15 protein-coding genes and 1 other RNA gene are annotated in these 13,224 nt (G+C 60.2%); 10 read left to right on the top strand and 6 right to left on the bottom strand.

Going from position 1 to position 13,224, the window contains the following annotated elements:
* Window positions 1-26: 26 nt before the first annotated feature.
* The gene (locus AC0ZWN_RS16935; RefSeq protein WP_257356577.1) at window positions 27-587 is read right to left on the bottom strand and encodes a YecA/YgfB family protein; all 561 of its coding nucleotides are present in this window, start codon (window positions 585-587) and stop codon (window positions 27-29) included.
* Window positions 588-712: 125 nt separating this feature from the next.
* Between AC0ZWN_RS16935 and AC0ZWN_RS16930 the strand changes: the two genes are divergently transcribed.
* From AC0ZWN_RS16930 to AC0ZWN_RS16915, 4 genes are all read left to right on the top strand, one after another.
* The gene (locus AC0ZWN_RS16930) at window positions 713-922 is read left to right on the top strand and encodes a TIGR02449 family protein (RefSeq protein ID WP_007911197.1); all 210 of its coding nucleotides are present in this window, start codon (window positions 713-715) and stop codon (window positions 920-922) included.
* Window positions 919-1,236, top strand: coding sequence for a cell division protein ZapA (locus AC0ZWN_RS16925; RefSeq protein WP_093429754.1), 318 nt, complete (start codon window positions 919-921; stop codon window positions 1,234-1,236). The genes AC0ZWN_RS16930 and AC0ZWN_RS16925 overlap by 4 nt, the downstream gene beginning before the upstream one ends.
* Window positions 1,237-1,266: 30 nt before the next feature.
* A non-coding RNA gene (ssrS, locus tag AC0ZWN_RS16920) (6S RNA) lies at window positions 1,267-1,445 on the top strand.
* A gap of 79 nt (window positions 1,446-1,524) precedes the next feature.
* Window positions 1,525-2,130 (top strand): 5-formyltetrahydrofolate cyclo-ligase, encoded by a 606-nt coding sequence (locus AC0ZWN_RS16915; protein ID WP_476335820.1) that lies wholly within the window; start codon window positions 1,525-1,527, stop codon window positions 2,128-2,130.
* Window positions 2,131-2,166: 36 nt separating this feature from the next.
* On the opposite strand, the gene AC0ZWN_RS16910 is transcribed toward AC0ZWN_RS16915, so the two are convergent.
* Window positions 2,167-2,322: a hypothetical protein gene (locus AC0ZWN_RS16910; protein WP_016985917.1), complete on the bottom strand. Its 156-nt coding sequence runs from the start codon at window positions 2,320-2,322 to the stop codon at window positions 2,167-2,169.
* Window positions 2,323-2,519: 197 nt separating this feature from the next.
* On the opposite strand from AC0ZWN_RS16910, the gene AC0ZWN_RS16905 reads away from it, so the two are divergent.
* The 4 genes from AC0ZWN_RS16905 to AC0ZWN_RS16890 all read left to right on the top strand — a co-directional run bounded on the left by AC0ZWN_RS16905 (window position 2,520) and on the right by AC0ZWN_RS16890 (window position 7,900).
* Entirely contained in the window at window positions 2,520-2,969 is a 450-nt protein-coding gene (locus tag AC0ZWN_RS16905) for an EVE domain-containing protein (RefSeq protein WP_476335818.1), read from the top strand.
* Window positions 2,970-3,090: 121 nt separating this feature from the next.
* Window positions 3,091-4,056 (top strand): HlyD family secretion protein, encoded by a 966-nt coding sequence (locus AC0ZWN_RS16900; RefSeq protein WP_099757474.1) that lies wholly within the window; start codon window positions 3,091-3,093, stop codon window positions 4,054-4,056.
* The gene (gene rbbA, locus AC0ZWN_RS16895; RefSeq protein ID WP_476335817.1) at window positions 4,053-6,782 is read left to right on the top strand and encodes a ribosome-associated ATPase/putative transporter RbbA; all 2,730 of its coding nucleotides are present in this window, start codon (window positions 4,053-4,055) and stop codon (window positions 6,780-6,782) included. Before AC0ZWN_RS16900 ends, rbbA begins: the two co-directional genes overlap by 4 nt.
* Window positions 6,782-7,900: an ABC transporter permease gene (locus AC0ZWN_RS16890; RefSeq protein ID WP_476335816.1), complete on the top strand. Its 1,119-nt coding sequence runs from the start codon at window positions 6,782-6,784 to the stop codon at window positions 7,898-7,900. The genes rbbA and AC0ZWN_RS16890 overlap by 1 nt, the downstream gene beginning before the upstream one ends.
* Window positions 7,901-7,916: 16 nt before the next feature.
* Here the strand turns inward: AC0ZWN_RS16890 and AC0ZWN_RS16885 are convergent, their stop codons facing one another.
* Window positions 7,917-8,324 (bottom strand): flagellar basal body-associated protein FliL, encoded by a 408-nt coding sequence (locus tag AC0ZWN_RS16885; RefSeq protein WP_027610485.1) that lies wholly within the window; start codon window positions 8,322-8,324, stop codon window positions 7,917-7,919.
* A 150-nt stretch (window positions 8,325-8,474) separates the two neighbouring features.
* Here AC0ZWN_RS16885 and AC0ZWN_RS16880 point away from each other — a divergent pair, with 150 nt between their 5' ends.
* The gene (locus AC0ZWN_RS16880; RefSeq protein WP_476335815.1) at window positions 8,475-9,452 is read left to right on the top strand and encodes an NADPH:quinone oxidoreductase family protein; all 978 of its coding nucleotides are present in this window, start codon (window positions 8,475-8,477) and stop codon (window positions 9,450-9,452) included.
* A 54-nt stretch (window positions 9,453-9,506) separates the two neighbouring features.
* Here the strand turns inward: AC0ZWN_RS16880 and AC0ZWN_RS16875 are convergent, their stop codons facing one another.
* Window positions 9,507-10,121, bottom strand: a complete 615-nt coding sequence (locus tag AC0ZWN_RS16875) for an energy transducer TonB (RefSeq protein WP_476335813.1) — start codon at window positions 10,119-10,121, stop codon at window positions 9,507-9,509.
* Between the two features lie 178 nt (window positions 10,122-10,299).
* Entirely contained in the window at window positions 10,300-10,929 is a 630-nt protein-coding gene (locus AC0ZWN_RS16870) for a flagellar basal body-associated protein FliL (protein ID WP_476335811.1), read from the bottom strand.
* Window positions 10,930-11,153: 224 nt separating this feature from the next.
* Between AC0ZWN_RS16870 and glpT the strand changes: the two genes are divergently transcribed.
* The gene (gene glpT / locus AC0ZWN_RS16865; RefSeq protein WP_016985912.1) at window positions 11,154-12,503 is read left to right on the top strand and encodes a glycerol-3-phosphate transporter; all 1,350 of its coding nucleotides are present in this window, start codon (window positions 11,154-11,156) and stop codon (window positions 12,501-12,503) included.
* Here the strand turns inward: glpT and AC0ZWN_RS16860 are convergent.
* Complete coding sequence (locus AC0ZWN_RS16860) at window positions 12,479-13,147, bottom strand: gamma-glutamylcyclotransferase (protein ID WP_095049382.1); 669 nt, start codon at window positions 13,145-13,147, stop codon at window positions 12,479-12,481. The two genes, glpT and AC0ZWN_RS16860, sit on opposite strands and share 25 nt — an antisense overlap.
* Between the last annotated feature and the right edge of the window lie 77 nt (window positions 13,148-13,224).

Raw genomic sequence — 13,224 nt, 5'->3', positions numbered from 1 at the left:
GGCAGATGGCTTTCCCTGGCACGCGATTAATGCAGCGACGGCTTGGCGACTGGCGGCACGTCGGCTTTCTTGGTTTCCGAGAACAGCAGCAGCGGCGCAACGCGCAGGTACTCCATGACTTCCATGTAGTCGGTTTCGCCGTCTTCGGATTCTTCGAGAGCATCCTGCACTTGGGAAATGGCAGCCAGATCCTGCAGTACTTCGGTGGCTTCAGTGCTGAGCATGCTGCTGTCGCGGCAGTTCAGGCCGAAACCGCTGAGGAAGCCCTGGCACCATTGGCCCAGTGCAGCGGCGCGGTCAGCCAGCGGTGCGTCATCGGTCGGCAGCAGCAGAACGACAGTGACGTCGTCGCCGGTCAGCTCGCCTTTGACCATCTCTTGCAGGCCGATCAAGGCGTTGCGGACATTGTCCTGCGGTTCGCTTTCGAGCAACTCGGCAGCATCGATCAGCCACTCTTCGGCATTGAAGCCGGCACCGGCGCAACTACGGCCAAGCAGCAGGCCATGCAGTTCGGCAGGCGAGACGTTGTGGCCGCTGGAAGTCAGCAGGGTGGCAAAGGCTTGGTACGGGGAATTCGCATTGGTCATGGGCAGCTAGGCGCCAGACGGCGCTATGTCTAGAATGAAGGCCTTGTATCCTACATCGACAGACTCGCCAAGACTATTAAAGGCTGTCCGCCAGCTACCTCCCATCAGACGAACACGTGGACACAATGGAAGACACCGACCTGCAAGCGCTGATGGCCAGACTCGAACTGTTGATTGGCCGAGTCGAGCAACTAAAGAGTCAAAATGCACTCTTACTAGCTCAGGAAAAGACCTGGCGCGAGGAACGCGCTCACCTCATTGAAAAAAACGAAATCGCCCGGCGTAAGGTCGAATCGATGATTTCGCGCCTCAAGGCCCTGGAGCAAGACTCATGAGTTCAAGCAATAGCGTCACCGTGCAGATCCTCGATAAAGAATATTCGATCATCTGCCCGCAGGAAGAACGCAGCAATCTGGTCAGTGCCGCGCGCTATCTGGATGGCAAGATGCGTGAGATCCGCAGCAGCGGCAAAGTCATCGGTGCCGACCGTATCGCCGTGATGGCCGCGCTGAACATCACCCATGACCTCTTGCACAAAGAAGAGCGTCCGGACATCCAGGCCAGCGGTTCGACCCGTGAACAGGTGCGCGACTTGCTCGATCGTGTCGATCTGGTCCTCGCCGACGATCAGAACACCAGCAAGGGCTGATTCGACTGGCCGCTTGCGGTATACTCGCGGCACTCCCTGGGGTGCTTGCCAGTTGACGATGTCCCTGAGCCGATTCGCACTACCCTGGAAGTTGCACGTTGGGCTGGTGTGCATGTCCGCTAGACGGAAAGCCTTAAAGTCTACTGCATCTTCCACCTTGAACTTTCGGGTTCAAGGGCTAAGTTGACAGCGGTTCATCCGGGGAGCCTGATTCGAATCCGATGTCGGTGAAAACCGCCATCGGATTTTTTATGCGTACGTTTTCGTCCAACCTGCCGAAGCCGAACCATGACCGAACCCGCGCTGCTGCCCCGCCCGCAACTCCGCCGCCTGCTGCGCAAGGCGCGCCGTTCGCTGAGCAAAAGCGAACAACGCCAGGCCGCCAAAGGCCTGTACCGGCAACTGGCACAAGACCCGCACTTTCGCCGGGCCAGACATATCTCTCTGTACCTGCCCACAGACAGTGAAATCGATCCGCGCCTTCTGCTGCGCGAAGCTCAACGTCGGGGTAAATCGACTTATCTGCCGGTGCTCAGCGCCTGGCCACGCACCAAGATGGTTTTCCAACGCATTCGTCCCGGCGAGAAACTTAAACCCAATCGCTTCCGCATTCTCGAGCCGCGAGCCAATCTGGCACAGCAACGCAAGGTCTGGGCACTGGATCTGGTGTTATTGCCGTTGGTAGGGTTTGACGATGTCGGCGGGCGACTGGGGATGGGCGGCGGTTTCTATGATCGCAGCCTGGCGTATCTGGCTCGGCGAAAAAGCTGGCGCAAGCCTACGCTACTGGGCCTGGCCCATGAATGTCAGAAAGTCGAACGCTTGGCGCAGGCAAGCTGGGATGTACCGTTACAAGGCACGGTCAGCGACAAGGCGTGGTATTTCGCGGGATAGGACGCCGCGCAGATCAGCGGCGTCGAGAAAGCCGTTTCAGCGTTTGAAGGCTGTCGACTGTTGCACCTGTTGCGCGACTTCAATCGGCGCGTCGGCCTTGTTCGACCACAAGCTCTGCGCATAACCGGTGGTTACGACGCCCAAGCCAAACAAAATTACCAAAGTCCATAGTAGATCCGGTTTGCGTTTCATCGATTGCCCCCCTCAAGGCACATCATCACGATGACAGCAGCGGTTTCCGTTCGTAGGCCGTGCAGCAGCGTCAAGCTTTAAAGGCCGGCATTTTGCGACAACGTGAACCTGCGCGCAAACGCTGACGTCAACCGACTGTCGGTTTGTCATAAAATTGCCCGACAACCTGCCCAATGACCGTTTCAGGAGCAAAAACCATGGCCTATTGGCTGATGAAGTCCGAGCCCGACGAACTCTCTATCAAAGGTCTGGAAAAGCTCGGCACAGCGCGCTGGGACGGAGTTCGCAACTATCAGGCGCGTAACTTCCTGCGCTCGATGGCCGTGGGTGACGAGTTCTTTTTCTACCATTCCAGCTGCCCGGAGCCGGGGATTGCCGGTATCGGGAAAATTATTCAGGCGGCGTACCCGGATCCCACCGCACTGGAGCCGGAAAGCCACTACTTCGACCCGAAGGCTACCCCGGAAAAAAATGCCTGGAGTGCGATCGATGTCGAACACGTCGAGACGTTTGCCCGGGTATTGAAGCTGGATTACCTCAAGCAGCAGACCGCGCTGGCCGAGATGCCGTTGGTGCAGAAGGGCTCGCGGTTGTCGGTCATGCCCGTGACGGCCGAACAGTGGGCCGCCGTGCTCGGCTTGCGCTGAGAACTGCCCGGTCACGGTTATTAGCCGAAAAAGGGGCTAGGCTTGGCGCTCGGTTGACTGACATCAAGCGACTGGAACGCTTGAGCAGTCAGACTGCACGCCACAGCCGCAGGATGCCCCCATGTCGACGCACAGCCGCTCTTCACTTTTATACGCCGGGTCGCTTCTGGTGTTACTCGCCGCCGCCGGCGGGCTCGGTTACTGGATGTCGATCAGCAGCCGTCTGGTCGAAGGGCTGTCGATGGGCAACGGGCGGCTGGAAGCCACCGAAGTGCAGATCGCCAGCAAGACACCCGGACGCCTGGCCGAGGTGCTGGTCGATGAAGGCGACAAGGTCAACAAGGGCCAACTGCTCGCGCGCATGGATACCCGCACCCTCGAAGCCCAGCGCACTCAAGCCGAAGCCGAAGTCTTGCGCGCCCGGGAAAACCTCAACGCCGCCGAGGCCAATGTGCAATTGCGCCAGAGTGAATTGCTACTGGCCCAGCAGGAACTGGGGCGTTCGCAATCGCTGTTCAAGCACGGTTTCGTCAGCGCCCAGGTTATCGATCAATTGCAGTCGCGTATCGGCACCGGCAATGCTGCCGTGACGGCGGCCCGCGCCCAAGTGTCGGCGGTCGCTGCAGCGATCGGCGCGGCGCAGGCACAGGTCGCTCAACTGACCAGCGAAATCGACGACAGCAGCCTGCGCGCGCCGATTGATGGGGTGATCCAGTTGCGCATGGCCGAACCCGGCGAAGTGCTGGGGGCCGGTGGCCGCGTCCTGCTGTTGATTGATCCCAACGATCAGTACATGAACCTCTACCTGTCTGCCTCGGTGGCCGGGCGTCTGGCCGTAGGCGATGAAGCCCGGGTGCTGCTCGATGCCCTGCCCGACAAACCCTTGCCGGCGAAGATCAGTTTCGTCGCCGGCAAATCGCAGTTCACCCCCAAAGAGGTCGAGACCCGTGACGAGCGGCAAAAACTGGTGTTCCGCGTCAAGCTGCGCCTGACCCAACCCAGCGCCGTGCCGCAAGCCAAGCCCGGCATGCCCGGCGCCGGTTATGTGCGCATCGCGCCGATTGCCTGGCCGGCCAATTTGCAATGAACGGCCTCGCGGTTCAGGCGAACGCGATCGCGCACCGTTACGGCAAACAGCAAACGCTGAGCGCTATCACCTTCAGCCTGCCCGCCGGCACCCGCTGCGGGCTGATCGGCCCAGATGGTGCGGGCAAGTCCAGCCTGCTCGGGCTGATCGCCGGCGTGAAGGCCTTGCAGCAAGGGCAACTGGACGTCCTCGGCGGGCCGATCCAGCAGCGCCGCCACCGCGACACGCTGTATGCGCGCATCGCCTTCATGCCCCAGGGCTTGGGCGGCAACCTGTATCCCGAGTTGTCGATCCGCGAAAACATCCAGTTCTTTGCCACGCTGTTCGGCCTGGCGAAAGCCGACAGCGAGCAACGCATGCACAATCTGCTGCTCGCCACCGACCTGCTGAAGTTCGCCGAGCGCCCCGCCGGCAAGTTGTCCGGCGGCATGAAACAGAAGCTGGGCCTGTGCTGCGCACTGATCCATGAGCCGGATCTGTTGATCCTCGATGAGCCGACCACCGGCGTCGACCCGCTCTCACGCCGACGCTTCTGGGAGCTGATCGACGATGTACGGCGCGAGCGCCCGCAACTGACCCTGCTGGTTGCCACTGCGTATATGGAAGAAGCCGAACAGTTCGAGCATTGCCTGATGCTCGACAACGGCCAATTGATTGCCATCGGTCTGAGCCGCGAGCTGGCAGCCGTCACCCCCAGCGGCAAACTCGATGAAGCCTTCACACACTTCCAGGGCGACAGTCATCACGACGCTCAGCCGTTGGTCATTCCGCCGCGTACTGGCGGTACCACCGACATTGCCATCGAAGCCCACGACCTGACGCTGCGCTTCGGCGACTTCACTGCGGTGGATCACGTCAGCTTCGCCATCGGTCGCGGCGAGATTTTCGGTTTTCTCGGCTCCAACGGCTGCGGCAAGACCACGACCATGAAAGTCCTGACCGGGCTGATGCCGGCCAGCGAAGGCAGCGCGACACTGCTGGGCAATCCGGTGGACGCCAAGGATCTGGCCACGCGCAAACGGGTCGGCTTCATGTCCCAAAGCTTTTCGCTGTATGGCGAACTCAGCGTGCGGCAGAACCTTGAGCTGCACGCCCGTCTGTTCGACTTGCCCAAGGCCGAAAGCGCGCAACGCATCGACGCATTGATTCAGCGCTTCAACCTGCTCAGCGTCGCCGATCAGCCGTCCGGTGCCCTGCCTCTCGGGCTGCGTCAACGCCTGTCGCTGGCGGTCGCGGTGTTGCATCGTCCGGAAGTGCTGATCCTCGATGAGCCGACCTCCGGCGTCGACCCGGCAGCCCGTGATGACTTCTGGCGACTGCTGATCGAACTGTCCCGCGAGCAAGGCGTGACGATTTTTCTCTCCACCCACTTCATGAACGAAGCCCAGCGCTGCGACCGCATTTCGCTGATGCACGCCGGCAAAGTCCTCGCTTGCGACACCCCGGCAGCGCTGCAGCGTCAGTTTGCCGGAGAGACGCTGGAAGCCGCTTTCGTGACGTGTCTGGAACAGGCCCAAGGCACTGCCCCATCGCCTCCCGCGAGTGAATCGCCGACAGCGCCTTCAGCGCCAGCCGACGCGCCGCCAGACCAGCAACGCGGTTTCAGCCTCGGTCGCCTGCTAGCCGTGGCCAGTCGCGAAGGCAAGGAGCTGCTGCGCGACAAAGTGCGCATGGCTTTTGCGCTGGCGGGGGCGATTTTCATGATGGTGATTTTCGGCTACGGAATTTCCCTCGACGTAGAGAACCTCGCGTTCGCCGTTTACGATCAGGATCAAACCCCGCAGAGCCGAACCTATCTGGAAGCCTTTCGCGGCTCGCGCTACTTCGATGAGCGGCCGGCCATCCACGACGCTCAAGAGCTGCACCGCCGCCTGCAACGCTCGGAAATCAAACTGGCGCTGGAAATCCCGCCCGGATTTGGCCGCGACCTGTACGCCGGACGCCAGCCTGCGGCGGCGGCGTGGCTGGACGGCGGCATGCCGTTTCGCGCCGAGACCAGCCGCAATTATGTCGAAGCCGTGCACCTGGCCAACCTGCAGCAGTTGGCCGAACAGAGCAGCCCCGCCATCAGCCACCAAGCGGGTGCCAGCCTGGAAACGCGCTTTCGCTACAACCAGGATGTGGTCAGCGTCAACGCTATTGGCCCCGGGGTCATGGCGCTGATTCTGGCGTTCATTCCGGCGATGCTCACCGCGCTCGGCATCGTGCGCGAAAAAGAACTCGGCTCGATCACCAACTTCTACGCCACGCCCCTGACCCGCCTGGAGTTTCTGCTGGGCAAACAGGCACCATACCTGCTGGTCAGTCTGGTCAATCTCGCGCTGCTGGTGGCGATGAACCGCTGGCTGTTTGGCGTGCCGTTCAAGGGCAGCCTGCTGACGCTGGCGTTTGGCGGCCTGCTGTATGTGCTGGCGACCACCAGCATGGGCCTGCTGATCTCGGCGTTCACCCGCACGCAAATCGCCGCGATCCTCGGCACCATGATCATTACCAGCCTGCCGACCATCCAGTTCTCCGGACTGATCGTGCCGCGTTCTTCACTGGAAGGAGCGGCTGCGGTGATGGGCATGCTGTTTCCGGCAGGACACTTTCTCGACATTGCCGTGGGGACGTTCACCAAAGCGCTGGACCTGCGGCAGTTGTGGCCGCAGTGCCTGGCGCTGTTCGGGTTCTTTGTCGGGTTCACCGGGCTGAGCCTGATCATGCTGAAAAAGCAGGAGGCCTGATGCACAAGTTCGCGCACATCCTGCGCCTGGGGCTCAAGGAACTGACCAGCCTGCGCCACGACAGCGTATTGCTGCTGTTCCTGTTCTACGCCTTCACCGTGGCGATCTACATGCCTGCCGCCGGCTCAGTGATCGGCGTGCACAACGCCAGCGTGGCGATCGTCGACGAAGACCACAGCGCCCTCTCGCGCCAGTTGGCCCAGGCCCTGCAACCGCCGGAATTCCAGACGCCAGTGCTGCTCCCCTATCCGCAACTGGACCAGGTCATGGACAGCGGCCAGTACACTTTCGTCATCAACATTCCGGCGGGGTTTCAAACCGATCTACTGGCGGCGCGGCAACCGGCCATTCAGGTCAACGTCGATGCCACCGCGATGAGCCAGGCGTTCATGGGCGCTGGCTACATCAGCCGGATTTTCCAGCGCGAGCTGCAGGCCTATGGCGACCAGGACGATGCCGCGAGCAAAACGCCGATTCAACTGACCACCCGCGCGCTGTTCAACACCAACCTGGAGGGTGGCTGGTTTCTGGCGGTGATTCAGATCGTCAACAACATCACTATTCTGGCAATCATCCTCACGGGCACCGCGCTACTGCGCGAACGCGAACACGGCACGCTTGACCATTTGCTGGTGCTGCCGCTGACGGCGCTGGAAATCATGCTGGCGAAAATCTGGAGCAACCTGCTGGTGGTGGTGCTGTGCACCTGGCTGTCGCTGGAGGTGGTGGTCAAAGGCGCACTCGGCGTGCCGCTGTCCGGCTCGATGAGCCTGTTTTTGCTGGTGACTGCGGTTTATCTGTTTGCCAGTACCGCGTTGGGGATCTTTCTGGCGACACTCGCACGCTCGACGCCGCAGTTCGGCTTGCTGGCGATTCCAGTGATCATCCCGATGTTGCTGCTGTCGGGTGGCAGCACGCCACTGGACAGCATGCCGCAATGGCTGCAGTGGGTCATGCAGGGCTCACCGTCCACGCATTTTGTCAGCCTCAGCGCCGCGATTCTGTTTCGCGACGCCGGGCTGAGCGTGGTCTGGCCGGACTTGCTAGCGCTAACGGCCATCGGCCTGCTGTTCTTCTTCATCGCGCTGGCGCGCTTTCGCAAAAGCCTGGCGTCCTGAACAGCAGCCAACGCACTTACTGAATGATCAGGTTGTTGAACAACAGATCCTCAACCACCGGCTTGCCGGTCTCGTCATTCATCACTTGCTGGGTCTGCTTCAACGCTTCCTGACGCAGCTTCTCTTTACCCTCGATGCTGCCCATCGCCTCGGTGGTCTGCTGGGTGAACAGTGCCACCAGCTGATTGCGGATCAGCGGCTCGTTGGCCTTGACCAGTTTGGTCGCCTCCTCACCGGTCACGCGCAACGCCACATCGGCCTTGTAAACCTTAAGCTTCGGCGTGCCGTCCAACCCGTAGTTGCCCACGAACGGCGGGCTCAGGGTGATGTAGTTGACCTTCGGCGCCTCGCCTTCTTTAGCTTCTTCGGCCAGCGCTGCCACAGGCAGAGACAGGGCCAGCAACAACATGATCCACGCTTTCACAATTCGCTCCTTATCCGGTTTGCGGCCTAGCATAACGACCCGCCACGCAAGCACAAGCTTATGGCTGACTATCAGGGCCGGGCATGCTCGTTGACCCGTTGACTGACACACCTACACTTATCGGCCATCACTCCCAAAGGAATAGCCCTGATGAAAGCCGTGCTGTGCAAAGCCTTCGGCCCTGCCGAATCGCTGGTGCTGGAAGACGTCGCCAGCCCTGTCGCGAAGAAGAACGAAATCCTCCTGGAGGTGCACGCCGCTGGGGTCAACTTCCCGGACACGCTGATCATCGAGGGCAAGTACCAGTTCAAGCCGCCCTTCCCGTTCTCGCCGGGTGGTGAAGCGGCTGGCGTGGTCACGGAGGTCGGGGAAAAGGTCAGCCACCTCAAGGTCGGTGACCGAGTCATGGCGCTGACCGGTTGGGGCAGCTTCGCTGAACAGGTCGCGGTGCCGGGCTACAACGTCCTGCCGATTCCGCCGTCGATGGACTTCAACACCGCCGCCGCGTTCAGCATGACTTACGGCACCTCGATGCACGCCCTCAAGCAACGCGCCAACCTGCAAGCGGGGGAAACCCTGCTGGTACTCGGTGCATCCGGCGGCGTCGGCCTGGCGGCGGTGGAAATCGGCAAAGCCATGGGCGCCCGCGTCATTGCTGCCGCCAGCAGCGCGGAGAAGCTCGCCGTGGCCAAGGCTGCTGGCGCCGATGAGCTGATCAACTACAGCGAAACCAGCCTCAAGGACGAAATCAAACGCCTCACCGATGGCCAGGGCGCCGACGTGATCTACGACCCGGTCGGCGGTGACCTGTTCGATCAAGCCATCCGCGCCATCGCCTGGAATGGCCGTCTGCTGGTCGTCGGTTTCGCCAGCGGGCGCATCCCGGAGCTGCCGGTCAACCTCGCCCTGCTCAAAGGCGCGGCGGTACTCGGCGTATTCTGGGGTTCCTTCGCCCAGCGCCAGCCGCAGGACAACGCGGCGAACTTCCAGCAGTTGTTCGGCTGGTTTGCCGAGGGCAAGTTGAAACCGCTGGTATCGCAGGTGTATCCGCTGAGCAATGCGGCGCAGGCGATCAATGATCTTGGCCAGCGCAAGGCCGTGGGCAAGGTTGTAGTGCAAGTGCGCTGAGTAATCTTTCGATGCAGGCCAGAATGCCCGGTTCGGTCGTTCTGGCCTGTGTTATCAAAGCAACTCACGAATCTCCGCTGGTAACAGGCTTATGAATTTACGCGTCGGACTCTGCCGACAAGCCCTGACGATCTTTTCAACCTGCCGATTCATCTTGGCAATTATCGCCAGACGTTGTGCGTCCGGTAGCTGAGTTTTATGGAAGACGTTCGAGAGATAGGCGCGGGTTTGAGCAAATACCGCCGAATCGATCCATGAGTACTCTGCAATGTTGGCGAGGTTCTCGTTAACCGTACGGCATCGCAAGGCTTTCAGTTGCTGATTGACGTGAATGGGCAGATCCAGATCGAGCCTGAAAATCATTGGCGCGATGATTTCCTGCTGTTCCGGTTTATTCCCTTCAACCGTCCAAGGCTTGAAACGCCACTGCGCTATCGCGACTCGAACCGCATCGGCCAAGTCAGGATGAGTGCTCTCTCGAATGCTGATTTCGCTGACTGAACCATCCGCACTGGCGATGAAACTAACCTTCACCTCGCCCGTTATACCTGCCCTTTGCAGTTCTAGAGGGTAAATCGGCTTGGGATTGTTTTCCGGTATCAAAAACACTTCTGAGGCCAGCGCAGAACAGCCGACCAACAACCAAAACCCAGCAAAAAACCATCGCATGATCCTGCCCCTCCCTAGTGAGTTGTCCTATCCGGCAACAACACAAAGGTTACTGAGCAGTGACTTTTAACTGAATGGCGCAGCTTCGCCGCTGCATGCAGGACGTTTCCCTGATCCCCTCGGGAAACCGGGAAAATCCGCTGCGCGAATAGTCGCAGGTAATTTTTCCGACGGATATTTAGCTGCCGTTTGCGACGGCAACGTCACCGGGCATCAACTGTTCCTGAACCTTCCGACTACGAGACTGGATCAACTGCCCCTTGTCATCGAAGCGCAGAACAATCAGCCAGTCATACACATCCACTGGCCATTTCGGCTGGCCGATCAGCGCCGGGCCATCGCCGCCGAAAGCGGCAATCAGCTTATTGATGTGCCCATGGTGCCAGGCAATCAGCACGGTTTTTGCCTGATTGTGCTTGCGCAGCCTAGTGACCAGTTCGTCGACCTGGTTATTGGCGCAGGGCTGTTCGATGGGCAGTTGCAGGCGCTGGGACAGCGGGATCAGTGTCTGCCGTGGCCGCATACTTTCCGGGCTGTCGGCGGTAGCGATCAGACGCTGAGGGATGAGCGCCTGGCCATCCAGTTTCAACGGCGTGAAATAGTCGGCATAAGCCGCAGCGCGTTGTTCGCCCCGGGCATTGAGTTCACGGCCTACATCAGGCTTTTCCGCATGACGAACGATCAACACGGTGACATTGCGCAGGCCTGGCGCCGCAGAACCTTGGGCGAAGCTCAGTGCCAACACTGAAACAGTCACCACTGCGACCATCAACAGTCTGGGCAATAGCCTGCGAACTTTCGGGGTCATCGTTTATCTCGCGAAATCAGTCGATCCATAGATCGCGAGTCTAAGACACAACATTCCAGGCGCGACAAAAACGCCCTGTTCTTACAGCTGAGCGACAGGTTCGTAAAGGAACGCGCGACTTCCAACATTTTCCGCTATTTGCTCGATGCGAACCGGTGCTATTTTCGGTAACGAAACTGTAACATTCGCATCCGCAGTCAAAACAAGAAATCTGGAGCTCTTGAATGTTTGCTTTCTTTCGTCCTGCCGCACATCAGGCTCCATTGCCTGAAGAAAAAATAGACAGCACGTACCGACGCCTGCGCTGGCAGATCTTCGCCGGTATCTTCTTTGGCTACGCGGGTTACTACCTGCTGCGCAAAAACTTCTCGCTGGCCATGCCGTACCTGATCGACGAAGGCTACAGCCGTGGCGATCTGGGTCTGGCAATGTCGGCGATCGCCATTGCCTATGGCTTGTCGAAATTCCTCATGGGCCTGGTGTCCGACCGTTCCAACCCGCGCTACTTCCTGCCGTTCGGCCTGCTGGTCTCGGCCGGGGTGATGTTCATTTTCGGTTTCGCGCCTTGGGCAACGTCCAGCGTGACCATGATGTTCATCCTGCTGTTCATCAACGGCTGGGCCCAGGGCATGGGCTGGCCGCCAAGTGGCCGGACCATGGTGCACTGGTGGTCGCAGAAGGAACGCGGTGGCGTGGTATCCGTGTGGAACGTGGCGCATAACGTTGGCGGCGGGCTGATCGGCCCGCTGTTCCTGCTCGGCATGGGCTTGTTCAACGACTGGCACGCGGCGTTTTACGTACCGGCAGCAGTGGCGCTGGGCGTGGCGGTCTTTGCCTTCATCACCATGCGTGACACCCCGCAATCGGTTGGCCTGCCGCCCATCGAGAAGTACAAGAACGATTACCCGGAAGGCTACGACGCCAGCCACGAAGACGAATTCAGTGCCAAGGAAATCTTCGTCAAATACGTGCTGCGCAACAAAATGCTCTGGTACATCGCCATGGCTAACGTCTTCGTTTACCTGCTGCGCTACGGCGTACTGGACTGGGCGCCGACCTACCTGAAAGAAGCCAAGGGTTTCACCGTCGATAAAACTTCGTGGGCTTACTTCTTCTACGAGTGGGCGGGCATTCCGGGCACGCTGCTGTGCGGCTGGATGTCGGACAAGATCTTCCGTGGCAACCGTGGCCTGACCGGTATGGTGTTCATGGCGCTGGTGACCGTGGCGACCCTGGTTTACTGGCTGAACCCGGCCGGTAACCCGACCGTCGACATGATCGCGCTGTTTTCGATCGGCTTCCTGATCTACGGCCCGGTGATGTTGATCGGTCTGCAGGCGCTGGAACTGGCGCCGAAGAAAGCCGCCGGCACGGCTGCGGGTTTCACCGGCCTGTTCGGCTATCTGGGTGGTTCGGTCGCGGCCAGTGCGGCGATGGGCTACACCGTTGACCATTTTGGCTGGGACGGCGGTTTCGTCCTGCTGGTGGGCGCTTGCCTGCTGGCGATGGCCTTCCTGGCCCCGACGCTATGGCACAAGCAAGTCGCCAGTCAGAGCCGTGAAGCAGTCGCTTGATCGCTTTGTGATTTACAGCGCTTGAGCCGCGCCTCCAGATTACGGTCTGGCATGGCGTGGCTGCGCAGGGCGTGGGCGGTCTGCTCGACATAATCGCGAGTGGTGCCGTAACGCCCGCAAGCGCTTGCGAACACCTGGCTCAGCACGTGATCCGGCAAGTTGCCGGCATAGCTGGGCAGGTGTCGCTCCAAAACGAATCCCAACGCCTGAACCTGACTGCCATCTTCGAGCCGGCAGTTGAGCCAGTGTGGCCGGTAGGAAGGCACTGGCATCTCGCGTTTCCACAAGGCGTACAGCGCCGCGTCGAGATTATCTTCCGGCAAGCGATAGGCGAAGCCACTGCACGAACCGCCGCGATCCAGACCAAACACCAGACCGGGCATTTCCGGCGTGCCGCGATGCTCGTGCGACCACAGGTACAAACCGCGATGGTAACCATGCACGCGTCCGCGCACCCGCTCCACCGCCGAGCATTCAGGCCGCCAGATCAGTGAGCCATACGCGAACAGCCACACCGGCCCGCCCTTGTGGCGCGCCATGGTTGATTGCATGGAAGCGAGAAGTTGTTCGTGCGTCAGCTGCGGCCCAAGATCGAGCCGCGGAGGGTAATTCAAATTCAGAAAAGCGTTTTCAATGGCGCTCATGGCGAATAGCGTTCAGCTCCCCGCGGGTGAAGAATTACTTAATAGAACGCACCGCTGTAACAATAAGGCACATATGT

This window comes from Pseudomonas sp. 3B-A001-10F (assembly GCF_056313565.1).
The sequence above is the reverse complement of the archived record's forward strand: the minus strand, read 5'-3'. Positions and strand labels throughout refer to the sequence as shown.

Coding starts and splice junctions, on each gene's coding strand:
- AC0ZWN_RS16890 (WP_476335816.1), top strand. CDS start 6,782: ATGCACAAGTTCGCGCACATCCTGCGCCTGGGGCTCAAGGAACTGACC.
- AC0ZWN_RS16860 (WP_095049382.1), bottom strand. CDS start 13,147: ATGAGCGCCATTGAAAACGCTTTTCTGAATTTGAATTACCCTCCGCGG.
- AC0ZWN_RS16925 (WP_093429754.1), top strand. CDS start 919: ATGAGTTCAAGCAATAGCGTCACCGTGCAGATCCTCGATAAAGAATAT.
- AC0ZWN_RS16905 (WP_476335818.1), top strand. CDS start 2,520: ATGGCCTATTGGCTGATGAAGTCCGAGCCCGACGAACTCTCTATCAAA.
- rbbA (WP_476335817.1), top strand. CDS start 4,053: ATGAACGGCCTCGCGGTTCAGGCGAACGCGATCGCGCACCGTTACGGC.
- AC0ZWN_RS16900 (WP_099757474.1), top strand. CDS start 3,091: ATGTCGACGCACAGCCGCTCTTCACTTTTATACGCCGGGTCGCTTCTG.
- AC0ZWN_RS16880 (WP_476335815.1), top strand. CDS start 8,475: ATGAAAGCCGTGCTGTGCAAAGCCTTCGGCCCTGCCGAATCGCTGGTG.
- AC0ZWN_RS16875 (WP_476335813.1), bottom strand. CDS start 10,121: ATGCGATGGTTTTTTGCTGGGTTTTGGTTGTTGGTCGGCTGTTCTGCG.
- AC0ZWN_RS16935 (WP_257356577.1), bottom strand. CDS start 587: ATGACCAATGCGAATTCCCCGTACCAAGCCTTTGCCACCCTGCTGACT.
- AC0ZWN_RS16870 (WP_476335811.1), bottom strand. CDS start 10,929: ATGACCCCGAAAGTTCGCAGGCTATTGCCCAGACTGTTGATGGTCGCA.
- AC0ZWN_RS16910 (WP_016985917.1), bottom strand. CDS start 2,322: ATGAAACGCAAACCGGATCTACTATGGACTTTGGTAATTTTGTTTGGC.
- AC0ZWN_RS16915 (WP_476335820.1), top strand. CDS start 1,525: ATGACCGAACCCGCGCTGCTGCCCCGCCCGCAACTCCGCCGCCTGCTG.
- AC0ZWN_RS16930 (WP_007911197.1), top strand. CDS start 713: ATGGAAGACACCGACCTGCAAGCGCTGATGGCCAGACTCGAACTGTTG.
- glpT (WP_016985912.1), top strand. CDS start 11,154: ATGTTTGCTTTCTTTCGTCCTGCCGCACATCAGGCTCCATTGCCTGAA.